18 protein-coding genes are annotated in these 22,446 nt (G+C 68.6%); 9 read left to right on the plus strand and 9 right to left on the minus strand.

Annotated features, from left to right (window positions below; all coding sequences use genetic code 11):
- Nucleotides 1-51: 51 nt before the first annotated feature.
- The 3 genes from LTV02_RS15475 (at nt 52) to LTV02_RS15485 (ending at nt 5,727) form a co-directional block, all read left to right on the plus strand.
- Nucleotides 52-2,646: an SDR family NAD(P)-dependent oxidoreductase gene (locus tag LTV02_RS15475; protein ID WP_233040653.1), complete on the plus strand. Its 2,595-nt coding sequence runs from the start codon at nt 52-54 to the stop codon at nt 2,644-2,646.
- Entirely contained in the window at nt 2,643-4,211 is a 1,569-nt protein-coding gene (locus LTV02_RS15480; RefSeq protein ID WP_233040654.1) for a flavin-containing monooxygenase, read from the plus strand. Before LTV02_RS15475 ends, LTV02_RS15480 begins: the two co-directional genes overlap by 4 nt.
- Nucleotides 4,212-4,356: 145 nt before the next feature.
- Nucleotides 4,357-5,727, plus strand: a complete 1,371-nt coding sequence (locus tag LTV02_RS15485) for a DoxX family protein (protein WP_233040655.1) — start codon at nt 4,357-4,359, stop codon at nt 5,725-5,727.
- Nucleotides 5,728-5,737: 10 nt separating this feature from the next.
- Here the strand turns inward: LTV02_RS15485 and LTV02_RS15490 are convergent, their stop codons facing one another.
- The 3 genes from LTV02_RS15490 to LTV02_RS15500 form a co-directional block, all read right to left on the minus strand.
- Nucleotides 5,738-7,078 carry an ABC1 kinase family protein gene (locus LTV02_RS15490; protein WP_233040656.1) on the minus strand — a complete coding sequence of 447 codons (1,341 nt, stop codon included), beginning with the start codon at nt 7,076-7,078 and terminating at the stop codon, nt 5,738-5,740.
- 131 nt (nt 7,079-7,209) lie between these two features.
- Complete coding sequence (locus tag LTV02_RS15495; RefSeq protein ID WP_233040657.1) at nt 7,210-8,136, minus strand: endonuclease/exonuclease/phosphatase family protein; 927 nt, start codon at nt 8,134-8,136, stop codon at nt 7,210-7,212.
- Complete coding sequence (locus LTV02_RS15500) at nt 8,133-10,085, minus strand: glycoside hydrolase (protein ID WP_233040658.1); 1,953 nt, start codon at nt 10,083-10,085, stop codon at nt 8,133-8,135. The genes LTV02_RS15495 and LTV02_RS15500 overlap by 4 nt, the downstream gene beginning before the upstream one ends.
- Nucleotides 10,086-10,159: 74 nt before the next feature.
- Between LTV02_RS15500 and LTV02_RS15505 the strand changes: the two genes are divergently transcribed.
- From LTV02_RS15505 to LTV02_RS15520, 4 genes are all read left to right on the plus strand, one after another.
- A complete protein-coding gene (locus tag LTV02_RS15505; protein WP_233040659.1) occupies nt 10,160-10,822 on the plus strand; it encodes a response regulator transcription factor in 663 nt (220 codons plus the stop codon).
- Nucleotides 10,819-12,183 (plus strand): HAMP domain-containing sensor histidine kinase, encoded by a 1,365-nt coding sequence (locus LTV02_RS15510; RefSeq protein WP_233040660.1) that lies wholly within the window; start codon nt 10,819-10,821, stop codon nt 12,181-12,183. Before LTV02_RS15505 ends, LTV02_RS15510 begins: the two co-directional genes overlap by 4 nt.
- Before the next feature lie 23 nt (nt 12,184-12,206).
- Nucleotides 12,207-12,614: a hypothetical protein gene (locus LTV02_RS15515; protein WP_233040661.1), complete on the plus strand. Its 408-nt coding sequence runs from the start codon at nt 12,207-12,209 to the stop codon at nt 12,612-12,614.
- A gap of 185 nt (nt 12,615-12,799) precedes the next feature.
- Nucleotides 12,800-13,615: an SDR family NAD(P)-dependent oxidoreductase gene (locus LTV02_RS15520; protein ID WP_233040662.1), complete on the plus strand. Its 816-nt coding sequence runs from the start codon at nt 12,800-12,802 to the stop codon at nt 13,613-13,615.
- A 3-nt stretch (nt 13,616-13,618) separates the two neighbouring features.
- On the opposite strand, the gene LTV02_RS15525 is transcribed toward LTV02_RS15520, so the two are convergent.
- From LTV02_RS15525 to LTV02_RS15545, 5 genes are all read right to left on the minus strand, one after another.
- A complete protein-coding gene (locus LTV02_RS15525; protein ID WP_233040663.1) occupies nt 13,619-14,773 on the minus strand; it encodes an acyl-CoA dehydrogenase family protein in 1,155 nt (384 codons plus the stop codon).
- A 54-nt stretch (nt 14,774-14,827) separates the two neighbouring features.
- Nucleotides 14,828-15,787: a purine-nucleoside phosphorylase gene (locus LTV02_RS15530; protein WP_233040664.1), complete on the minus strand. Its 960-nt coding sequence runs from the start codon at nt 15,785-15,787 to the stop codon at nt 14,828-14,830.
- Between the two features lie 117 nt (nt 15,788-15,904).
- Nucleotides 15,905-17,080, minus strand: a complete 1,176-nt coding sequence (gene tuf, locus LTV02_RS15535; protein WP_233040665.1) for an elongation factor Tu — start codon at nt 17,078-17,080, stop codon at nt 15,905-15,907.
- A gap of 230 nt (nt 17,081-17,310) precedes the next feature.
- A complete protein-coding gene (locus LTV02_RS15540; RefSeq protein WP_233040666.1) occupies nt 17,311-18,144 on the minus strand; it encodes an MBL fold metallo-hydrolase in 834 nt (277 codons plus the stop codon).
- Nucleotides 18,145-18,175: 31 nt separating this feature from the next.
- Nucleotides 18,176-19,171: a phosphatidylinositol-specific phospholipase C gene (locus LTV02_RS15545; RefSeq protein ID WP_233040667.1), complete on the minus strand. Its 996-nt coding sequence runs from the start codon at nt 19,169-19,171 to the stop codon at nt 18,176-18,178.
- Between the two features lie 197 nt (nt 19,172-19,368).
- Here LTV02_RS15545 and LTV02_RS15550 point away from each other — a divergent pair, with 197 nt between their 5' ends.
- Nucleotides 19,369-20,292, plus strand: coding sequence for an undecaprenyl-diphosphate phosphatase (locus tag LTV02_RS15550; protein ID WP_233040668.1), 924 nt, complete (start codon nt 19,369-19,371; stop codon nt 20,290-20,292).
- A 1-nt stretch (nt 20,293) separates the two neighbouring features.
- Here LTV02_RS15550 and LTV02_RS15555 read toward each other — a convergent pair whose 3' ends face one another.
- Complete coding sequence (locus tag LTV02_RS15555) at nt 20,294-21,052, minus strand: RsiV family protein (protein ID WP_233040669.1); 759 nt, start codon at nt 21,050-21,052, stop codon at nt 20,294-20,296.
- Between the two features lie 178 nt (nt 21,053-21,230).
- Between LTV02_RS15555 and LTV02_RS15560 the strand changes: the two genes are divergently transcribed.
- Nucleotides 21,231-22,445, plus strand: coding sequence for a DoxX family membrane protein (locus tag LTV02_RS15560; RefSeq protein ID WP_233040670.1), 1,215 nt, complete (start codon nt 21,231-21,233; stop codon nt 22,443-22,445).
- The last annotated feature ends 1 nt before the right edge of the window (nt 22,446 follow it).

Genomic DNA, 22,446 nt, shown 5'->3' on the forward strand with positions numbered 1-22,446 from the left:
GCGCAATGGCGCACTTCGAGATTCGGCCGGTCGGCAAGGAATCTCCAGCCCATGATCGAACTACCGAAATCGGTCCGGATCGCGCTGGGCGCGGCGAGTTACGGCATCAGCGAGCGGCGGCTCGCGCCCGCGGTCACCGGGAAGGTGATCCTGGTGACCGGGGCGTCCTCGGGCGTCGGTCGCGCTACCGCGCACCGGCTGGCACGCAATGGCGCGAGCGTCATCGCCGTTGCCCGCCGCGCGCGGCTGCTCGAGGAATTGCGTGACGAATCGGCGGGCGCGCCCGGCTCGATTCATCCGTACCCGACCGATCTCACCGATATGGACGCGTGCGCGGAGCTGGTCGAGCGTGTGCTTGCCGAGCACGGCCACGTCGATGTGTTCGTCAACAATGCGGGCAAGTCCATTCGGCGCTGGCTCTCCGATTCCCTGGATCGCTGGGACAATTTCGACGACACCAATCGCATCAACTATCTCGGCCCGATTCGCCTGGTACTGAGCCTGTTACCGGGCATGCGAGCGCGCCGAGCGGGCCATATCGTGAATATCAGCACCGCGGGCGTACATATGCCCGCCGTCGGCTGGACCGCGTATATCGCCAGCAAAGCGGCGTTCAATTCCTGGATGCGCGGCGCTGGACCGGAATTGCGCGCCGACGGCATCACCTGCACGGCGGTGCATCTGCAATTGGTGCGCTCGGAAATGCTCGGCCCCTATCGCATCTACCGCTACACCCCGAGCATGTCCACCGACGAGGCCGCGAGCCTGGTGTGCCGCGCGATCGTGGACCGGCCCTTGGCGATTCGGCCCTGGTGGGAGCGGGCCGCCGCGCCCATGTCCTATGCGCTGGATTCCTCGCCGCTGGCCCAGCGGCTGATGACCCGCTATGTGCAGGCCGGGAACTGGAACAACCGCCCGGTCGATCTGGCCGGACCGCTGGGCCGGATGGAAGCCGCGGCGAACCTCCTCGACGACGCCGTCACCCTGGCGGGGCGCATTCCGGCCGCCGGGGCGCTGAACCTGCTGCCGCCCAGCCGGATTCCGCACACGGCGGCGGCGTTGCGCGGCGGCGTCAGCCTGGCCACCACCCTGGCATTGTTCGCGGCGCGGTTCCCCGACCGCCCCGCCATGATCGACGACTACGGCCCGATCTCTGCCGCGGACCTGCACGAACAGGTCGAACGACTGGCCGCGGCGATGCGGGAGCGCTGGAATATCCGGCGCGGCAGCAAGGTCGGCGTACTGTGCCGCAATCATCGCGGGTTCGTGGTGGCCGCCTATGCCGCCGCCCGGCTCTCGGCCGATCTGGTGCCGCTGAACTACGGTTTCGCGGGCCCGCAGATCGGTGAGGTGCTGCACCGCGAGGGCATCGACCTGCTCTGCTACGACGGCGAATTCCACGGCGAGATCACGCGATCCGGCTATACCGGTCGCCGCCTGGTGGTGCGCGGCGTGGCGGGCGGGCTGCCGACGGTGGCCGAATTGGTCGCCGCGGGCGGTGCGCCGGTGCGCGAACCCGCGCGGGGCGGGTCGATCATCCTGCTCACCGGCGGCACCACCGGGGTGCCCAAGGGCGTGGCCCGGGGCGGCAGCAGCCGGGACGTGCTGCCCATGCTGGCCGCCCTGCACCCGCGCATGCTGACCGCGATCACCGATTTCGCCCGCTTCGAACCGATTCCGCGCCTGGGGCACCCGATGATCGTCGCCCCGCCGCTGCATCACACCTTCGGTTTCGTCGCGCTGCCGGCCGCGTTCCTGCTGGGTTCGACCGCTATCGTGCACGAACGCTTCGACGCGGAAACGGTATTGGCCGATATCGAACGCCACGACGTGCGCATCGCCTGTCTGGTGCCGACCATGCTGGGCCGGATCATGGCGCTGCCGGAGGCCGATCGGCGCGACTACCGCACCGACGGCCTGCAGATGGTGCTGTGCGGCGCGGCCCCGCTCTCGCCCTGGCTGGCAGCGGCTTTCATGGACGAGTTCGGTGACGTGCTGTTCAACGGGTACGCCTCGACCGAGACCGGCGCGGGGGCCGTCGCCACGCCCGCGGATCTGCGGGCCGCGCCGGGCACCGTGGGCAAACCGCCGAGCGGCCTGGTCGATATCCGCATCGTGGACGAGCGGGGCCGCGAGGTGCCGACCGGTTATACCGGCCGCATCGTCAATCGCAATCCGGCCATGTCCCGCGGCTACACCGACGGCCGCGCCAAGACCATGGTCGGCCGGCACATGGACTCCGGCGATCTCGGCCATTTCGACGCGCAGGGCCGCCTGTTCATCGACGGCCGCTCCGACGACATGATCGTCTCCGGCGGCGAGAACGTCTTCCCGCAGGAGGTCGAGGCCGCCCTGGCCGCCCATCCGGCCGTCGCCGACGCGGGCGCGATCGGCTTGCCGGACACCGAATTCGGGCAGCGCCTGGCCGCGGTCGTGGTCCTGGAACCGGGCGCGCAGGTCACCGCCGACGCGCTGCGCGCACACATCAAATCCACCCTCGCCAATTACAAGGTGCCGCGCGACATCGTGTTCGCGGCGGAACTCCCCCGCACCACCGCGGGCAAGCTGCGGCGGCAGCAGCTGCCGGAAGTCATCGCCGCGGCGTACGCAACCACCCTCACCGAGAACACGAGGTCTCAACGATGAGCACCACCAACGGCTCCCCCATCACCCCCGAATACGAGGTCGTCGTCATCGGCGCGGGCCTCGGCGGGATCGGCGCGGGCGTGGCCCTGCGCAAGGCCGGGATCGAGAATTTCGTCATCATCGACAAATGGTCCAAGGTCGGCGGCACCTGGCTGGCCAATACCTATCCCGGTGTGGCCGTGGACATTCCGTCGCCGGTCTACAATTTCTCGTTCCAGCCGCGCTCGCGCTGGTCGCGGTTCTTCGCGCCGGGCGAGGAATTGCAGCGCTACGCCGAGGAAGTGGTGGATCGGCAGGGGTTGCGATCGAAGCTGCGGCTGGGTTCGGGTGCGGTGCGCGGGTCCTTCGACGAGCACAATGATCTGTGGCGGATCGGCCTGGAGAACGGCGCCGAGATCACCGCCCGCTACACCATCGGGGCGGTGGGCGGGCTGGAGCAGCCGCACACCCCCGAGATCGCGGGCATCGACGAATACACCGGCAAGATCATGCACAGTTCGCGCTGGGATCACTCCTACGATTTCAGTGGCAAACGAGTCGCGGTGATCGGCACCGGCGCGACCGCGCTGCAGGTGATTCCCGAACTGGCCAAGACGGTTTCGCAATTGACGGTGTATCAGCGCCGGGCCATCTGGATCGGGCCCAAGGTCGATTTCACGATGGGTCCGGTGCTCAATGCGCTGCTCGGGTTGGCGCCGGTGCAGAAGACGGTGCGTTTCGTCGGCAATGTGGGCGTCAATGCCGGATTGGGCGCGGGCCTGGCCATCTCGAACTATCCGCGCGTCACCTCGGCCGGCATCATGCTCGGCGAGGCCGCCATGAAGGGCTACCTGTACAGCCAGGTGCGCGATCCGGAACTGCGCCGCAAGCTCACCCCCGACTACCGGTTGGGCTGCAAGCGGCCGTCCATCTCCAACAACTATTTCCAGACCTTCACGCGACCGCACGTGGATCTGGTCACCGACGCGATCGAGCATTTCACCCCGACCGGCATCGTCAGCGCGGACGGGTGGGAACGCGAATTCGATATGGTGCTGTGCGCCACCGGATTCAAGGTGATGGAGAAGGGCTACACCCCGCCCTATCCGATCTACGGCTGCGGTGGGCTGGAGCTCGGCGAATTCTGGGACCGCAATCGCTTCCAGGCGTATCAGGGCGTCTCGGTGCCCCGTTTCCCCAATGCGTTCCTGATCGTCGGGCCCTACGCGTACGCGCCCGGCTCGTACATTCCGCTCATCGAATCCACCTCCGCGCACGCCGCCCGGGTCATCAAGGAGGCCCGCCGCCGCCGGGCCACCCGGGTGGAGGTCCGGCAGGAGCCGCACGACCGCTACTTCGAGCGCATGGACCGGCGCGCCAAGCGCACGCACCTGTTCACCCAGGGCTGCGTCACCTCGAACACCTACTACATCAACTATCAGGGTGACGGAGCGGCGTTCCGGCCGTCCACACAGCTGGAAATGTATTGGGAGAACCGGCATTTCCCGATGGACGACTATCGCTTCACGGTGACCCGTCCGGTGACCGTGACCGCGAACGGACGGCGCGCGGTGTCGGTGAACTGACCGCCCGCACCCCCGCGCCGGTGGCGGTGATTCTGGGGGCAGGGACGATCGGGGCACCAACTTTGCCGGATACGCCCGCCGCACCGCTTGCCATAACGTTCACGCCCGCAAGGAGTTCGCTGCGTGGATCGGTGAGGGGTAATCAGTGGTGGCAACGGTCGCGGCCGAAGAGGAACGCCGGGAGGCAGCAGCACCGACGGCCGAACCATGGCATCCGCTGGTGCGCATAGCCTTCCGGTTCGGCTTCGTGTTCGTCGGCATCGGGATGGCGGCCCCGTGGGTGGCCCGATCGCTGCTGCGTTCGTTCGGGTTGCCGACGGATATGGTGCTCGGTTTCGCGAAATGGTCGGCGCTGCATCCGCTCACCGACTGGGTGGGCGAGCAGCTGTTCGATACCCGCGCCGACTACTCGGCTTCCGGCAGCAGTGATACTGCCACGCAATGGATCTGGCTGTTCACGCTGCTGATGGTCAGCGCCTTGGCGACCGTCGTCTGGTCGGTGCTCGATCGCAAGCGCCCGGAGTACGTGCGGCTCTACGGCTGGTTCCGGCTGCTGCTGCGCGCGGTGCTGGTGGCCGCGCTGCTGCTGTACGGCATGGTGAAGGTGCTGCCGTCGCAGATGACCTTCAGCCTGGAGCGGCTGATCGAGCCGTTCGGTGACATGAGTCCGATGTCGATCCTGTGGGCCTCGACCGCGATGTCCGAACCCTACGAAATGGCGTTGGGCGCAGCGGAAATCACCGCCGCACTGCTGCTGGTGCTACCGCGCACCGCCGGGCTGGGCGCGGTGCTGGCGTTCGTGGTGTCACTCCAGGTCGCTCTGCTCAATCTCACCTTCGACGTACCGGTGAAACTGTTCGCGCTGCAACTGGTCGTGTACTCGGCCATCCTGGCGGCACCGGATATCGCGCGGATCGTGAAGGCGCTCACCGGACATGCCGTCCCCGCCCCGGACGCGCCTCCGCTGGTCGCCGGCCGGCGCGGGCAGCGGATCCTGCTGGCCACACAGGTGGTCTTCGGTGTGTGGCTGCTGATCACCGCGATCATCGAGGGCCACGACGCGTGGAGCTCCTACGGCAACGGCCGGGCCAAATCCCCGCTGTACGGCATCTGGAACGTCACCGAATACACCGTCGCCGGGCAAACCCTGCCGCCCCTGATCGACTACAGCGGCAAACAGCACAATTCCCAAATGCTCAGCGCGAACGAGCGCTTCCGCCGCATCATCTTCGACAGCACGATCGGCGTCACCGCGCAGCGCATGGACGATTCCATGGTGTCCTTCCCCGGCGAGGTCGACACCGAGACCCACACGGTCGTCCTCGCGAAGGACCTCGCGCACCAGTGGAAGATCGCGACATTCACCTACGAGCAGCCCGAGCCGGACGAGCTGATCCTGGAAGGCCAGCTCGGCGGCAAGCCCGTGCGCATGCGACTGCAGCGCATCGACCTGGACCGGTTCGAATCCGTCTCACGCGGCTTCCGCTGGGTGCAGCCCGCACCCTACTTCCGCTGAGCGCGGCGGCTCACCCGGCGGCTTCCCGGGTTCCGGCGAAACCCGGGATCCACTGTTCGGCCAAGCTCAGGAACGGTCCCCGGGCATCGAGTTGCGCGCAGATACCCACCACGCCGCCCAGCACCCGCCCGAACATGGCGTATTCGGGCCGGTCGGCGGGAGCTTTCATGGCGCGGGCATTGACCAGGGAGATGTTCTCCGGATCCAGCGCCCGGGCCACGTCCTCCTGCAACATGGCGCGGCTGAAATGGAAATCCTGTCCGTCGATCTGCGCGACGATCGGTTCGATCCGCCGGCGGATGGGAGCCATTTCTATTGCGGCTCCGGGCTTCACGAAGCCCTCCTCGCGCAGCACTCGCTCCAGCGCGTCGTAGTCCCCCGCCAGCGCGCAGCTCGCCATGCGCCCGGCGGCCTCGGGCAGACCGCGCGGGGTCTCCGCACACGCCCCGAAATCGATGACGCCCAGCCGCCCGTCCGGCCGCAATTGGAAATTGCCGGGATGCGGATCGCTGTGCAGGAGGCCGACCCGGCTCGGCGAGCACAGCGCGAATTCGGCGAGCAGCAGCCCGGCGCGGTCACGGTCGGCCCGGGAGCCATCGGCGATGATGCGAGACAACGGGGTGCCGTTCATCCATTCGCTGACCAGCACCTTGGGCGCGGCCGCCACCACCCGCGGCACGAAGAAGCGCGCGTCCCCGGCGAAGGCCTTGGCGAAGCGGCGCTGATAGGCCGCCTCGATGCGGTAGTCCAGTTCGTCCTCGGTGCGGGCCAGGAACTCCTCGATGAGCTGCCGGGCATTGGTGCCGGCCATGAACGTGTTGAACGCACCCGAAACCATTTGCAGCATCATCAGATCCGAGCGCAGCGATTCCTCGGCCTCGGGATACTGCACCTTCACCGCGACCGGGCGGCCGTCGTGCCAGACCGCCTTGTGCACCTGCCCGATGCTCGCGGCCGCGATCGGCTGATCCTCGAAGTGCGCGAACCGTTTCCGCCACGCCGTGCCCAATTGCACATCAAGCATGCGATGGGTGTCCGCGACCGGCATGGGCGGGGCTTCCTGCTGCAAGCGGGTCAGCGCTTCACGGAAGTGCTCGGCGAAGCGCGGCGGCACCGCGGCCTCGGCGACGCTGAGCGCCTGCCCGAGCTTCATGGCGCCGCCCTTGAGTTCGCCGAGCACCGCGAAGACCTGGTCGGCGGCATTGTCGAGCATTTCGTCGGTGATGCTGCCGCGTTCGGCGCCCGCCATGAGCCCCCGCCCGGTGGCGGCGACCCGCTGGGCCAGCAGGGTGGCGGGAATGCTCGCCACCTTCGCCATGCGGGTGATGCCTTTTCTCCTGAGTCCGGCCACGTTGCCGTTCCTTTCCTCGCCACGAGCACCTGCCGACGCTCCTGTCTCAGACAGTGTAGGCCGGATTTGAGACAGGGTCGATCACGCGGCGGACTCGGCCACGGCGATCAACTCGGCCGCAGGCGGTCGACTCAGTCGAAGGCGATGGTGGCGCGCACGGCGCGGTGGTCGGGGCCCGGCGTGTGCAGGACCGCGGCGGAGCCGATGACGCCGCCGCGCACCAGCACATGATCGAGGCGGACCAGCGGGAAGGCCGACGGCCAGGTGAATCCGGGACCGGAAGCATTGGCGGACAACGCATCTCGATAGCCGGGAGCGAATCCGGTCCAGCGCCGGTCGGTAGTCGCGGTGTTGAAATCGCCCGCCACCACCACTCGTTCGGCCCGATCGGCGGCGAGCTGGCGGGAGAGCACCGTCAGGCCGCGATCACGCACCGCGGTCTCCCCGGGGCGGATCGAGGGCAGGTGCACGACGTAGACGACGAGCGCCCCGCCGGGCGCGGCGATCCGGGTGCGCAGGCCGCGCGTCCAGCCGATGCCGACATCGGCGATCTCGGTATCGGAGGTCGGGAACCGGCTCCACAGCGCGACCGTGCCGAGCTCCTCGCGGTAGGGGTAGGCGGTGTCGAGAATACGTTGCACCGGTGCGCGATTCGAGCCCGCGAACTCCTGGACCGCGATCAGGTCGGCATCGGCGGCAAGCAGCGCCCGGGCGGTCGCCACCGGAGAACCGTTGGCCGCGAACAGATTCTGCGACACGATGGTCAGCCCGCCGCCCGGGGTGGCGGCCCCGGGATGCGGGGCCCACCACGAACCGAAGGCGTACGCCCAGGCCAGCAACGGGACGAGCATGGTGACCGCGCCCGCCGGACTGCGCAGCAGGATCGCGAGCACCGCGAGCAGCGGGACGAGCAGGCCGAGCCACGGGGCGGCCGCGTCCAGGAGCATGCCGGACCCGGCGATATCCGGAATCCATTCGTGGCCGATCAACAGCACGGTGAGAACCGCTGCGGCACTGCCGAATACGAGCGCCTTGTGCGCCGAGCGCACGCCGGTCACCGCGCCGGGCACAGTCGCCGCGGCGTTTCGTCGCCCGCGAGCTGTGCGTCCACGCAACCGCCGGGGAGCCCGTCGCGGTCCTGGGTGCCGAAGTTCGCGGTCACGGTGAGCTTGCCATCGCCGAAGACGCTGCGCTGTACCAGACGGTCGTCGGTGAGCCACCGGAAGTCGGTCATAGCCAGGGTGCCCGCCGCTTCGTGCAGGGGCGCGAAGAACTGTTGCAGCCGTGCGATTTCCGCACCGTGCGCGCCGATGGTCGCCCGGTCCAGCGCGAAGTTCAGCGGGGTGTTGTTCAGGATTGCCGTGAGCGCCCGCATCGTCCGCTGTTGCGGCAGTTTGTAATACGACAGCTCCCACCGGTCGGCATTGACCAGGGAATCGTGGAGCACGGTTTCGTACAGCGGCACCCGGTACACCGGATCGAACATGGCCTTCACCAGGTCGGCGGGCAGGTCCACGGGCTGGAAGAACGCCTTGGGCGCCTGCGCCGGGTAGTAGGCGCCCCAGGTCTGCTTGTCGCGCTGGAGTTTCCAGAGCCGATCCGAGATCGGGTTCTGGGCGCCGTGATCGAAGGCCAGCACCGGCGCGGACCAGGCCCCGGCGGATTCCGAGCCGAGCACGGTCTTGCGGTCGGAGGCCAGCCAGCGCATGCGTTCCAGGCGGTTCGCCCGGTCCCGGGTCTGGGTCATGGGGTGCCCGGCGCTGTAGTCGTCGAAGAATTCTCCGGCGGCGTCCACGTCGAGGAAGTAGCTGTCCGCGCCGTTGGCGGTCATGGCGGCGTAGCGGTCCCGGTAGAGCTGCGGGTCCTGTTGCAGCACCTCGGTGCTCAGATAGCAACCGCGCCCGCCGAATCCGGTCTCCGGTGTGCCGTCGGCATCGTGCACGCAGCCTTCGGGCCACAGCCGGCCGGGCCAGCGCGACGAGGGATTGTCGGCGGTGGCGGGGTCCTGGGCATTGTCGAACGAGTCGTACGGGCCCACCAGGTATCCGGCCTGTCCGGCTTCCCGGACCGCGTCCGCCGACATCGGATCCCCGTCGGCGTCGTAGCCCAGCCACATGCGATCGATGCCCAGCTTGCGCAGCTGCGCAACGGCTTCCGGACCGCGGCCGTCGCCCCACAGGTAGGCGTGGAACGCGCCGAGCAGTTTGCCGACCGCCGGATTCTCCGCGATCTTGTCCGTCAGCGAGCGGAACTCACCGTGCCGCAGCAGCCAGTCCCGGTAGTCCCGCGCCGCCGCGACCGGGGAGGCGTCGGTGAGCGCGAAATCGACGCGGTACGCACCGGTGCCGCGCCCGGGGGCGAAGTCGTGTTCACCCCGCGCCAGCAGCCGGCCGTCCTCGGATCGCACGGTCACGCTGCTGCCGATATCGGTGGGCACCACGTAGCTGACCCCGCGCTCACCGATCCGGTAACCCCAGAACGGCATGGTCAATCCCGCAGTGAGGGACAGGCTTTCACCGACGAGACCGGTGTCCGGACCGTTCCAGAAGGTGTCGCGCACCGGCAGCGAGAGTCCCTCACCGCGCGGCAGTTGCAGCGATCGCGCGTCCCGGTCGCCGCCGGTGACCGGCCACACCAGTTTCCCGTCCCGCTCGCCGCTCACCTCGATACGCAGCCGCCCGTCGGCCGCATCGGCCCGCACCGCGAGCCCGCGCTCGGGATAGCTCCAGGTCGCCGCCGCCCCTTCGACCCGCACCGGTCCGGGCGCGCCGAGTCCGCCGTCCGCCGGGCCGGACAATTCCATCCGCTGCCCCGAAGCGGTCGCCCCCACGGCCAGCGAGGTGGTGTCCACCTCGGCCATACCGCCGTCGATCGGGATAACCACCTGGTTGCCCTCGAGGCGTGGCGCGGCCGAAACCGGTTCGTTCCCACACGCGGCGAGACCGGTCGCGGCGACCCCCGCAATGGCGATGACCGCCCCGGCCCGGCGCAGTTTCCGATGTTCCATACCGGTCACCCTGGACAGCCGACATGAGAGCCGGATGAGAATGCCCAGGTGCCGTCGATCCGTATATTCGTGGGGTGCGCGTATTGGTGGTGGACGACGAGCCCGCGGTGCGGGACGCGCTGGTGCGCGCCCTCGGCAGCGAAGGCTACGAAACCCGGGCCGCCGGCGACGGCGCCACCGCGCTCACCGAGGTTGCCAGATGGCAGCCGGAAGTGGTGGTGCTGGATGTGCTCATGCCCTTCATGGATGGTTTGACCACCTGCCGCACGCTGCGCGGGCGCGGCGACCGCACCCCGATCCTCATGCTCACCGCCCGCGACGCGGTGGCCGATCGCATCGCGGGCCTGGACGCCGGTGCGGACGACTATCTGGTGAAGCCGTTCGATCTGGACGAACTGCTGGCGCGGGTGCGCGCATTGGTGCGCCGCACCTATCCGGAGGACGGCGCGGTGCTGTCCGCGGGCAATCTGGTGATGGACACCGCCGCGCACACCGTGCGCCGCGCCGGGACCGAAATCGAGCTGAGCCGAACCGAATTCGCGCTGCTGGAGGTGCTGCTGCGCAATGCCGGGCAGGCGCTGCCGCGCGAAACCCTGATCGATCGGGTGTGGGGGCACCGGACGTCGAATTCGCTGGAGGTCTATATCCGCTATCTGCGCCGCAAACTCGACGCCGGGGACCGCCCGCCGCTCATCCACACCGTGCGCGGCGTCGGCTACCGGCTGGGACCGGCATGACCCGGCTCGGATTGCGCGGCCGGATCGCCGTATTCTTCGTGCTCGCAATGGCTTTGGCGCTGGCGGGTATGGCGGCCGCCGCGTACGTGGTGGTGGGGCACGAGTTCAACAGCACCCTGGATCTGAATCTGCGCCGCCAGGCCACCCGCATCGAACGGCAGTTCCCGGCCGAACCGTCCCTGGCCACCATTTCCGGGCCGTGCCGGTATCTGGCCGCGCCCAGCTGCGTGCAGGTGGTGGCCGCCGACGGCGGCATCGAATCCGAGCACGATCCGGAGCAGAGCCTGCCGGTGGACGCCGGAACCCGCGCGGTGGCAGCGGGATCGGCCGGCGCGCACTTCAGTGACGTCACCGTGGACGGCTATCCCCTGCGGATGTACACCGCACCGCTGCGACCCGGCAGCGCGGTGCAGATCGCGCAACGCTCGGACACCATCGACACCGGATTGCGGAGAGTCGGTTCGGCGCTGCTGGTGGCGGCGCTGGCCGGCACGCTGCTGGCGGCCGGGATCGGCATCCTGCTGGCCCGCCGCGCGCTCGCACCGGTGGCCACCCTCACCGCCGCCGCCGAACGGGTGGCCCGCACCCGGGATCCGGGCGAGCACATCGCGGTGACCGGCTCCGACGAACTCGCCCGCTTGGCCGCCAGCATCAACACCATGCTGGCCGAACTCGATGCCGCGCTGTCCGCCGAACGCGATTCCCGTGCGGCACAACAACGCCTGATCGCCGACGCCTCGCACGAACTGCGCACCCCGCTCACCGCCCTGCGCACCGATATCGACCTGCTGCGCCGCGCCGACCGGCTGAGCCCCGGGCAATTGACCGAGACCGCCGCCGCGCTGCGCAATCGCGCCGAGGAATTGTCCGGCCTGGTCACCGATCTCATCGATCTGGCGCGTGCCGACGATCCCGACGCCGTCCCGGAACGCTTCGAAGACCTGCGCCTGGACACCCTCGTGGCCGACCGTCTCGAGATCGCCCGCAGGCATTGGCCCGCAATCACTTTCACGACCGACCTGGAACCCACCACCGTCACCGGCAGCGCCGCCCGCCTGGGCCGGGCCCTCACCAACCTCCTGGACAATGCCGCCAAATTCAGCCCGTCCGGCGCGAAAGTCCAAGTGGCACTGCATGACCGGACCCTGACCGTCCGCGATACCGGTCCCGGCATCGCCGCCGCCGACCTGCCGCACGTCTTCGATCGCTTCTACCGCTCCCCCACCGCCCGCGCCACCCCCGGCCACGGTCTCGGCCTGGCGATCGTGGCCCAGGTGGCCGACACCCATGCCGCCACGGTCTCGGTCGAGTCCGAACCGGGTCGCGGCGCCGAGTTCCGTATGCGATTTCCCGCCCAGTGACAGCCGAACGATCAGGAGGATCAATGCGTTTGCCCGTCGCCCTCGCCACCGCGCTCCTACTCACCGCCGCGGTGACCGGCTGCGGTTCCGGCGACGACTCGACCGCCACGTCGTCCGCGTCCACCCCGGCCGCGCTCCCGCAGATGAAGAACTGCGTCTCCGAACCCGAGATCCGGCCCTCGCAGATCACCATCACCTGTGCCGACGGCAATCTGTCGGTCTCCGGACTGACCTGGACGGACTGGACCGCGGACGCCGCACACGGCCGCGGCATCGAGAACAGCAACACTTGCGAACCCAGTTGCGCCGACGGCCGCCGCGACACCACGCCCGCCGCGGTGACCCTGTCCAAGCCCGTCGACGGATACTTCACCCAGCTCACGGTCATGGCCGAGGGCATGCCGCAGCAGGCGTACCCGCTACCCAAGTGACCGGCTCGGCCGAGAACCGGTAGGTATGCTGCGAATTCATCGCAAATCGTCACGTAACAGCGATCCTGCGTGTCCCCGATGGCCCGGCATGAGCACCCAAGCAGTTCTGTTCGTGCCGGTCTTCGCCGTATCGTTCGGTGTCGGAGTGTGGCTCGGGGTGCGTTCAGCGGCTAGCGTTCCTGACCATGAGCAGCAATTCGACCCGCACCGTGGTGGTCACCGGCGCTTCGTCCGGCATCGGCAGAGCGACCGCGGCGGCTTTCGCGGCCGCTGGCCACAAGGTGATCGGCACCAGCCGCAATCCTGATTCGATCGCCGCTGCCGACCGGCTGCCCGGGGTGGACTACCGGGCGCTGGATCTCACCGACGCCGGCTCGATCGACCGTTTCGTGGCGGCGCTGGGCGCGGTGGACGTGCTGGTCAACAATGCGGGCGAGAGCCAGGCCGGGCCGCTGGCCGAACTGCCCGCGGCGGCGGTCGAGCGACTGTTCCAGCTCAATGTGCTGGGTCCGGTCACCCTCACCCAGCGGCTGCTGCCGGGTATGCGCGAGCGCGGGTACGGGCGGATCGTCATGGTGGGCTCCATGATCGGCAGTTTCCCGATGCCGTACCGGTCCTCCTACGCCGCGACCAAGGCGGCCGTGCGCGCCTTCGCGACGGCGGCCCGGTTCGAGGAGTCGCCGTTCGGGGTGTGGCTGACCACCGTCGAACCCGGGCAGATCGATACCGGCCTGAGCGAGCGGCGCACCAAGTACCTCGACGAAGGTTCGCCGCACACGACCGATTTCACCAAGTTCATGGCGACCCTGGACGAGAAGATGTCCAAAGGCATTGCGCCGGAACAGGTCGCGAAGACCATCGTGGCCGCCGCCGCGGCCGATCGGCCGAAACCGCTGTACGCCGTGGGCAGTAACGCGCCGCTCATGTTCGCGGTGCGCCGGCTGGTGCCGCGCACGGTCATGGAGCGCCTCATCGCCGCCGGCCATGGCTTGAAGCGCTGACCGCTAGCGTTCGGTCAGTTTCAGGTCGCGGCCGATGATCTCGCGCATGATCTCCGACGTCCCGCCGTACACCCGCGTCACCCGGGCGTCGGCGGCGGCGCGGGCGATCGGGTATTCGCGCATGTAGCCGTAGCCGCCGAACAGCTGCTGACAGCGGTCCAGGCAGCGGAATTCGGTTTCCGAGGCCCACAGTTTGGCCTTGGCCGCGTCGGCGGGCGTGAGACGGCCGGCGTTCAATTCCAGGACGCATTTGTCGATGAACGCCTCGGTCACCGCGACCTCGGTGGCCACGTCGGCCAGGGTGAACTTGGTGTGCTGGAAGCCGCCGATGGGCTGCCCGAAAGCCGTTCGGCCGCCGACGTATTCGATGGTCCAGCGCAGTCCGGCGCGCGCCCGCGCCAGGCAGGCGACGGCGATCTGCATGCGTTCCTGGGGCAGGTTGCGCATCAGGTATTCGAAACCGCGGCCGGGTTCGCCGAGCACATTGGCCTTGGGCACCCGCACGTCGGTGAAACTCAGCTCGGCCGTGTCCTGCGAGTGCAGGCCCAGCTTGTCGAGATTGCGGCCGCGCGCGAAACCGTCCATGCCGCTTTCGATCACCAGCAGGGTGAGCCCGCGATGCCGTTCCGGTGAGGTCCGCACCGCGGTGATGACCAGGTCGGCGTTGATGCCATTGGTGATGAAGGTCTTCGCACCGTTGACCAGGTAGTGGTCGCCACAATCCGCAGCGGCCGTGCGAATGCCGGCGACGTCGGAGCCCGCGCCCGGTTCGGTCATGCCGATGGCGGCGATGCGGGTGCCCGCGACGAAGCCCGGCAGCCAGCGTTCGCGTTGTTCTTCGGTGGTGAACTGCAGCAGGTACGGGGTGCAGATGTCGTTGTGCAGGGCGAAGTTCAGGCCCACGCCCGCACAGTCGGCCTCCATGAACTCCTCGATGAGGATCTGGTTGAACCGGAAGTCGGCCACACCCAGCCCGCCGCAACTCCGCGGCACCGCGAAACCGAGCAGCCCGAGTTCACCCGCCCGCGCGAACACCGCACGCGGCACGATCCCGGCGTCCTCGTACTCCGCATAGCGCGGCGCGACCTCTTTGCGCGCGAACCCGCGCGCCAGTTCCGCGAATGCCAGGTGGTCGTCGCCGTAATGTCCGCGTTCCATGGCACCCATGGTCCGCGATGCCCGCGCCGCCGGGGCAGAGAATTCCGGCCGGAGTCAGTGCCGCGGCGGGTTCTTCAGCAGGTACGCGGCGACGACTTTGCCGAGCGTGTAGGCGTTCTCGCAGGCGAGTTCGAAGCCGCCGGTCGAACTGTCCAGGTGCTGCACCACGGTCTGGCCCGGATACGGCTGATCGAAATTGCTCATGGTGCGCAGCGACAGGTAGCGGTTCAGGTAGCCGTGCACCCGCAACGCGGTGGCGGTGGCATTGTCTTCCATCTGCGTGGTGCAGTAGACGCCCTGGCCCTTGGTGCGCAGGTCCATGATGTAGCGGGCGGTGTCGGAAAGCGGTTTGCCGGAGTAGAAGTCGTCGCCGGTCATGGTGTCGCACTTCATGACCGCGGGCTTGCGGCCCTCCTGGCCCGGGTATTGCGCACGGGCGGCGGCTACTTCGGGGGTGTCGGCGAGCTGCACGCCTTGTGACAGCTCGAATGCCTTGTCCACCAACGCTTCATCGAGGCGGTAGGCGGCGGTGTTGTAGTCCTCGACCGGGCGGTATCCGTAGGGGACCTCGGGAGCCTCGGCCGGATCGAGGTGATTGCCCAGATCGAAATCCACCACCCAGCGGGCCCACGCGGCCGCACCGAGCGTGCCCTGATCCGGCGGGGTGCCCGCGATTCCGGCGGTGAGGAAGTAGGCGCCGGAGAAGTCGAACCTGTCGCTGCCGAGAATCGCCATCATGGTGGTGGCGGCATTGGCCTTGCCCTGACCGGTTTCGGCCACGCACAGTTTGTCCGCATTGCAGCGCACCGGTTTGTACGCGCCGGGCACCTCGACCGTGGTGGGCAATTGCTCCCTGTCGAGCCACACCTTGTTCTCGGGATCGAACATGGTGATGACCAGCACCCCGACATCGATCTTGTCCGAGCTCTCGGACTTCGACCCGCTCGAGCATCCGGCGAGCGCGACGGCGGCCACGCCCACGGCGGCGGCGAACTTCTGGCAATGGGTGGTCATTGCGCCAGACTAGGAGACACGCCGAGTGAAACACCGATTTGAGCGACCGTATCGGTGTGTCGGGGGAATGGTCCCGGTCCCGAGCACACAGCTCGGAACCGGGACCTGCGGCCGGGGTCAGCCGTCGACGGCGAGCACCGTCCCGGCCGCCACCGTCAGGTTGCCCTCACGGACGGCGAAGCCCAGGCCGGGCTCGAGCGGGACCGCACGATCCAGGGTCACCGTCATCTCGACGGTCTCCCCCGGCACCGCGCGCCCCTGCGGCAGCACCACCTGCCCCGACACATCGCCGGTGCGCAGGAAGAACTGCGGGCGGTACCCCGAGGCGATCGGGGTGCGCCGGCCGCCCTGCGCGGCGCTGAGCAGCCGCACCCGGGCGGTGAAGCCGCGGTGCACGGCAATGCTGCCGATGGCCGCGACCACCTGCCCGCGCTGCACCTGCCCGCGCTGGACCCCGCGCAGCAGCAGCGCGACATTGTCGCCCGCCTCCGCCGATTCCATGGTGCGCCCGAAGGTTTCGACGCCGGTCACCACCGATTCGATGGTCTCGCCGAAGCCGAGAACGGTGACCCGGTCGCCCATCCGGACCTGCCCGCGCTCCACCGCGCCGGTGACCACCGTGCCGCGCCCGGTGATGGTGAGCACGTTCTCCACCGGCATCAGGAACGGCGCGTCGGTGTAGCGCACCGGCAGCGGGATGTACTCGTCGATGACGTCCAGCAGCCGCAGCAGCTCCCGCGACCAGTGCTCGTCGCCTTCGAGCGCCTTCAGCCCCGATACCGGCACCACCGGCAGCTCGTCGCCGTCGTATCCGTTGGCGGACAGCAGTTCCCGCACCTCGAGCTCGACCAGCTCGAGCAGGTCGGCGTCCGCGCCGTCGGCCTTGTTGACCGCGACCACGATGTGCTCGACCCCGACCTGCCGGGCCAGCACCACGTGCTCGGCGGTCTGCGGCATGATGCCGTCCAGCGCCGACACCACCAGGATCGCGCCGTCCAGCTGCGCCGCCCCCGTGATCATGTTCTTCACGAAGTCGGCGTGGCCGGGCATGTCCACGTGGGCGTAATGCCGGGTGGCCGTCTCGTATTCGACGTGCGCGATATTGATGGTGATGCCGCGCTCGATCTCCTCCGGGGCCCGGTCGATGCGATCGAACGGCACGAACTTCCCGCCGTCGCGCTCCGCGAGCACCTTGGTGATGGCGGCCGTCAGCGTGGTCTTGCCGTGGTCGACGTGACCCATGGTGCCGATGTTCAGGTGCGGCTTGTTACGAATGTAGGCCTGCTTGGCCATGACGAATCTCCGTCCGGGAGTCCAGGTTTCGAGGGGACCTCAAGCAACGAGCCGACCTTCCCCGTCTGAGGTCCCGGGACGTCCCGGAGAAGGTCAGCTTCGTGCGCCGTCGAATGCGGACTGTGCCCGGACAGCAGCCATCGCACCCGCGACTGCGGGGTATGCGGCGATGGACTGCGAGAACATGGGGACGATCATGACGCGTGGACGGGGCTGCGCGCCAGCGATTTTCAGGACAGGGGGTAGAGGATGAAGTTCGAGCGGATGAGACGGCCCGGCGTATCGCCGACTTCGGCTATGGCGGAACGGATTTCACGCAGCACCGCCGGGGTCATCTCCAGCGGCGGCTCGTCGGGCTGATAGGTGGTGCGCACCGGATAGTCCACGCCGGGTGTCGTGGTCATCTCGATGTGACAGCCCAGCACGTAGGTGACCGGTCGCTCGCCGGCGAATTCGATCAACCGGTCGATGCTGCGCGAGAACGCCGCCCAATCCTTGATGTAGAGCCGGCCCGGATAGACCGTGTCGCCCGTGAACAGGAAGCCGGTGCGCGGGTCGTAATAGGTGACCGCCGCCTCGTGATGCCCCGGCGTCGCCAGCACCTCCAGCACCCGGTCACCCAGGTCGACCGTCGCCACCGCATCGGGCTTCTCGTCGAATCCGAAGTACCGCCAGGCGGTTCGGAGATCACCGGAGATCACGGTGGTGTCCGGGCGATCGGCGAACTGCGCGTCACCGGCGACATGATCACCGTGCGGGTGCGTGTGCAGCACCAGCAGCTCGTAGCCCGGCCGGGGATTGCGCGCCCGCCACCCCTCGACCAGCTCGTCGACCACCCGGCGCAGCGGGAAGAACTCCGCCGCGGCGGTCGCCCCGGTATCGATCAGCACCGCACGCTCGGAGCCGAACAGCAGGAACAGGAACGGCGCTTCGTAATCGATCGCCATGTTCTGCCGCAGGATCACGGTGTGCTCGTCGTAGGCGTACACCTGGATATCCGGATCGGTATTGTGCTTGGCCGATGGCGACCCGTGAATCCACCGCACGTCCAGCCCAGCACCCATACCGCCTCCTCGAGTCAGCGCCGCTGCCAGCTTACGGATTGCGCTCCAGCAGCAGGTTCAGGACGCTCGGGTACCGGTCGGGGAAATCCATCGGCACGATGCCGAAGTGGCCGGGCTGTTCACGATGTTCGGCCAGGTAGTTCTCGACCTTCGGCAGAATGGCGGCGGCATTGTCCTTGGGCCAGGCGCGGTCGGCATAGCTGGTGAAGTTGATGTACAGGAGCGTATTGGCGGAATCGGCGGCGGCTTTGTCGAAGCAGGCGCGGACATAGTCGAACTTGTCGCCGCCGGAGGAGCCGGTTCCGGACGAGCCCGCCGAGGTGCCGGAGTCCAGGCCCATCAGACCTCGGCCCTGGTATCGATCCTGCACGTAGAAGGTCGAATTGGAGACATTGCCATTGTCGCCGCCGGGCCAGCGCAGCGCCGGCAGCTGGTTGGCGAACTGGGTGATCAGCACGACCTTGCCGCGCGCCTCGCCCAGCGCGGGGATGCGCTCGCCGATCCAGAACAGCGAACGGTAGCCCTTCACGTCCAGGTAGCCGTCGAAGATCCGGGCGAAGTCGGTGCCGACGTCATTGCCGGTGCCGTCCTCCTTCTTCACCCGCATGATCAGGACCTCACCGGGGTTGCGGGACAAGAAATCCCGGCACTGGTTCAGGACCTGGTCGAAGGTGATCCCTTGATACGCTGGCCCGTGGTAGATGCCGAACGAATCCTTGACGTGATCCTGCAAGCCATTGCAGCGGATATCGAGGAAGCGGATGCCGTGCGCGAATTGCTCCGGCAGCGACCAGTTCTGGGTGTGCGCCCATTCGGTGCCGTTCGCGGGGTCGGTGCAGCAGGAATCGTGAGTGCCCGGAATCGTGAGTCGCAGTAGCGAAGTGCTGTCGGCCAGACCCGTCATCCAGGTCTGTGGCGTCTCGGCCGCCCGGCGCACCGGGGCCGCCCACGCCGGGCTCGTCCCGGCTCCGGCGACCAGCGCCGCGCCCACCGCCGCCCGCAGCAGCTCTCTACGACTCGTCCTCATCCACGCCTCAACTCTTGCCGAATCCTCGCAATGCGATCTTGCGCATTCGCGCCGCGAGCCTAGCTGGACATTGGACCAACCGTCCGGGTTTTGCCGTGGCCGGATCGAAACCCGTTGTTCACCAAGGAATTCGGACATATCGGATCACAGCTACCTGCCAGGAATCGGCCCACGCCGCCGTGCAAAACTCCTTCGCGATGCTCACTTACTTCGAAGCGACTGTCATCGGCTCGGTGCAGGGATTCACCGAACTCTTCCCCGTCTCCAGCCTGGGTCATTCCGTCCTGGTCGCGGCCTGGCTCGGCGGCGATTGGGCACGGCTCACCGAAGACGAATCGAGCGGGGGCACACCGTATCTGGCGTTCGTGGTAGCGCTGCACGTGGCGACGGCGGTGGCGCTGCTGGCGCACTATCGCCACGATTGGCTGGCCATCGGCGGCGGATTCCTGGGCACGCTGCGCACCCGGCGGATCGATACCGTCCCGCAGCGGCTGGCCTGGCTGCTGGTGCTGGGCACGCTGCCGGTCGCGATACTCGGTCCGCTGCTGGAACATTCACTGCACGCGCTGTTCTCCGCGCCGATCTACGCGGCCGTGTTCCTCACCCTCAACGGCGTGGTGCTGATCATCGGGGAGGGTCTGCGCCGCCGCAACGAACCCACCCTCGCGCAGTACGGCCGGCGCTTCGCCCTGCATCGCACCCGGACCGCCGATACCCGCGCGCTGCGCCAGACCGATCGGCCCCTGGCCGCCCTCAGCGCCACCGACGCGGTCGGCATCGGCTGCGCGCAGGCGGGTGCGCTGATCACCGGATTCAGCCGGGCCGGATTGAGCATGGTCGGCGGGCTGTGGCGGGGCCTGGAACACGAGCACGCCGCCAAATTCGCCTTCCTGCTCGCCACCCCCGCGATTCTGGGCGCGGGGGTGCTGGAACTGCCCGAACTCGTCGGCCCGGACACCGCCGGGTTTCGCGGGCCGATCCTGCTCGGCGCGCTGGTGTCCGGACTGTCGTCGTGGGTCGCCGTGCGGTTCCTGGAGCGGTTCTTCCAGACCCGCACGCTGCTCCTGTTCGCGCTCTACTGCCTGATCGCCGGCCCGGTGTCGGTACTGCACTTCTGGTGAATCAGCCGGCGAGCACCTCTTTCATGCCCGGCTTCAGCACGCCGCTCAGTGCCGACCAGTCGATGGTCACGTCGACCACACCGGCCACGGGCGGCGCGGCCTGGCCCTGATCGAAATACAGGTGCATGCCCTCGGGAGTGGCCGTCCAGTACTGGAAGTGATCACGAGTCGGGGTCAGGCCGTCGGTGTCGATGACGCTCGCGTACTTGCCCTTCTTCAGCTTCTCGGTGGCCAGCGTGGACAGTTTGGCCAGCCCGTCCCCTTCGGTGCCGAACAGATCCGCGATCCGGATCTGCTTGGCGGTGTCCAGGTTCGTCACATGGGTGGCCAGCACCGCGATCGGATGCGCGCCGCCGAAATCGAGGGTGAGCCACATGATGCCGGACGCGACCTTCGTGCCGAGATGCTCGACCTTGTTCTCATCGGTGACCCCGGTCAGCTTCACCGCATCGGACCGCGCGGCAATGATGCTCTGCAAGGTGGTCCGCATACCGTCGTTGAATTCCTTGACGGCGGCGTCCCTGCCGGTGCCCTCCAGCTGCGGCACCTCGACGTCGTAGGTGAGCGTCCCCTGTTTGCCGTTGACCCGCACGGTCGTCGCGGTGATTACCGAGGCGTCGCTGGGCGGTGACGATTCCACGGTCTGCACGACGGTGGGGCGGCCGGTGCTGGGCACCGTGGACGTTCCGTCGGTGGCACAACCCGTTACCGCCACGGCCAGCGTGGCGGCGGTGATCAGGCCGACTGTGGTGATGCGCACGATCCCTCCCGATATTCCGGCACCGCCTCTGCCCGGTGCTCACCATAAGGATCGGCCGGTTCGCTCCGGATGTACCAATGGATGACCAATGGCCCGGTGATTCGCTCCCGACGCGCCGCCGAGCGGGGGTTTGCCGGGTTCGCCAGTGGGCACTGCCTGGTCGGAAAGGAATCCGAACATGCTGATTCGACGAATCGCCCGTCCACTGCTGGCGTCCGCGTTCATCGCCGACGGGCTCACCACCCTCGCCAACCCCGAGCCCCGCACCAAGATGGCCGCCACGCTCGTCCAGCACGGAGAGCGGCGGCTGCCCGAGCAGTACGCCGCCAAACTCCCCTCCGATCCCGGCCAGGTGGTCCGGGTCAATGCCATGGTCCAGGTCGGCGCCGCCGCCCTGCTCGCCTTCGGCCGCGTGCCCCGCATCGCGTCCACGGTGCTGGCCGCCACCCTCGTCCCCGCCACCGCCATCGAACACAATTTCTGGGACGAACCGGACCCCGAGCGCCGGGCCGTCAAACGGCTGGGGTTCATCAAGGACGTCAGCCTGCTCGGCGGCCTCATGATCGCGGCCTCCGACACCGCGGGCAAACCGTCCCTCGCCTGGCGCGGAAAACGCGCCGCCGCAAAGGTTTCCGCGAGCCTGCCGCTCACCCACGCCTCCGACGACAGCTACGCCGCCGTGCGCAAGGGCCTGGAGGAAGCCCTCGCCCACACCCGGGTGGCGGCCGGGCACACCAAGGAACGCATCGCCGAACTGGCCGACACCGTCCAGTCCGAAGCCCCGCACTGGGCCGAGACCGCCAAGGAACAGGGCGCGGACCTGGCCGAAACGGTCGGCGACCGCAGCCGCGAATTCGCCGATATCGCCAAACGCCGCGGCGGGCATCTGGTCGAGGTAGCCAAAGTCCGCGGGGCGGACCTCGCCGAAACCGCACGCGAACGCGGCGCGGACCTGGCCGAGACCGCCCGTGAGCGCGGCGCGGACTTCGCCGGAACCGCACGCGAACGCGGCGCGGACTTCGCCGATACCGCCCGCGGGCGGGGTGTGGAGCTGGCCGAAGCCGCCCGGGAACGCGGGGCCGATCTGGCCGATACCGCGCGGGATCGGGGCGCACAGGTCGCCGAGACCGCGCGTGAGCGGCGGCAGCGGGCTGCGGACGCCGCGCACGATCGGGGTGTGCGGGCCGCGCGGACCGCGCGCGGGCGGCGGCGTCAGGCTGCCAGGCTCGCGCGTGATCGCAGTGCGAGCGTTGCCGAGACGGCACGGGATCGTGGCGCGCGGCTCGCCGGGGACGCCCTGGATCGTGGCGCGGTACTGGCCGAGAACGTGCTCGATCGCGGGGCGCGGGCGGCGGAATCGGCGCGCGATCGAATCGAGGAGCGGCGCGGCTGAT

The organism is Nocardia yamanashiensis, assembly GCF_021183565.1.
Classification (GTDB): domain Bacteria; phylum Actinomycetota; class Actinomycetes; order Mycobacteriales; family Mycobacteriaceae; genus Nocardia; species Nocardia yamanashiensis.

Excerpts from the sequence above, each read along its gene's own strand:
- LTV02_RS15475 (WP_233040653.1), top strand. The coding sequence starts at position 52 with ATGATCGAACTACCGAAATCGGTCCGGATCGCGCTGGGCGCGGCGAGT.
- LTV02_RS15480 (WP_233040654.1), top strand. The coding sequence starts at position 2,643 with ATGAGCACCACCAACGGCTCCCCCATCACCCCCGAATACGAGGTCGTC.
- LTV02_RS15500 (WP_233040658.1), bottom strand. The coding sequence starts at position 10,085 with ATGGAACATCGGAAACTGCGCCGGGCCGGGGCGGTCATCGCCATTGCG.
- LTV02_RS15510 (WP_233040660.1), top strand. The coding sequence starts at position 10,819 with ATGACCCGGCTCGGATTGCGCGGCCGGATCGCCGTATTCTTCGTGCTC.
- LTV02_RS15515 (WP_233040661.1), top strand. The coding sequence starts at position 12,207 with ATGCGTTTGCCCGTCGCCCTCGCCACCGCGCTCCTACTCACCGCCGCG.
- LTV02_RS15520 (WP_233040662.1), top strand. The coding sequence starts at position 12,800 with ATGAGCAGCAATTCGACCCGCACCGTGGTGGTCACCGGCGCTTCGTCC.
- LTV02_RS15525 (WP_233040663.1), bottom strand. The coding sequence starts at position 14,773 with ATGGAACGCGGACATTACGGCGACGACCACCTGGCATTCGCGGAACTG.
- LTV02_RS15530 (WP_233040664.1), bottom strand. The coding sequence starts at position 15,787 with ATGACCACCCATTGCCAGAAGTTCGCCGCCGCCGTGGGCGTGGCCGCC.
- tuf (WP_233040665.1), bottom strand. The coding sequence starts at position 17,080 with ATGGCCAAGCAGGCCTACATTCGTAACAAGCCGCACCTGAACATCGGC.
- LTV02_RS15540 (WP_233040666.1), bottom strand. The coding sequence starts at position 18,144 with ATGGGTGCTGGGCTGGACGTGCGGTGGATTCACGGGTCGCCATCGGCC.
- LTV02_RS15545 (WP_233040667.1), bottom strand. The coding sequence starts at position 19,171 with ATGAGGACGAGTCGTAGAGAGCTGCTGCGGGCGGCGGTGGGCGCGGCG.
- LTV02_RS15550 (WP_233040668.1), top strand. The coding sequence starts at position 19,369 with ATGCTCACTTACTTCGAAGCGACTGTCATCGGCTCGGTGCAGGGATTC.
- LTV02_RS15560 (WP_233040670.1), top strand. The coding sequence starts at position 21,231 with ATGCTGATTCGACGAATCGCCCGTCCACTGCTGGCGTCCGCGTTCATC.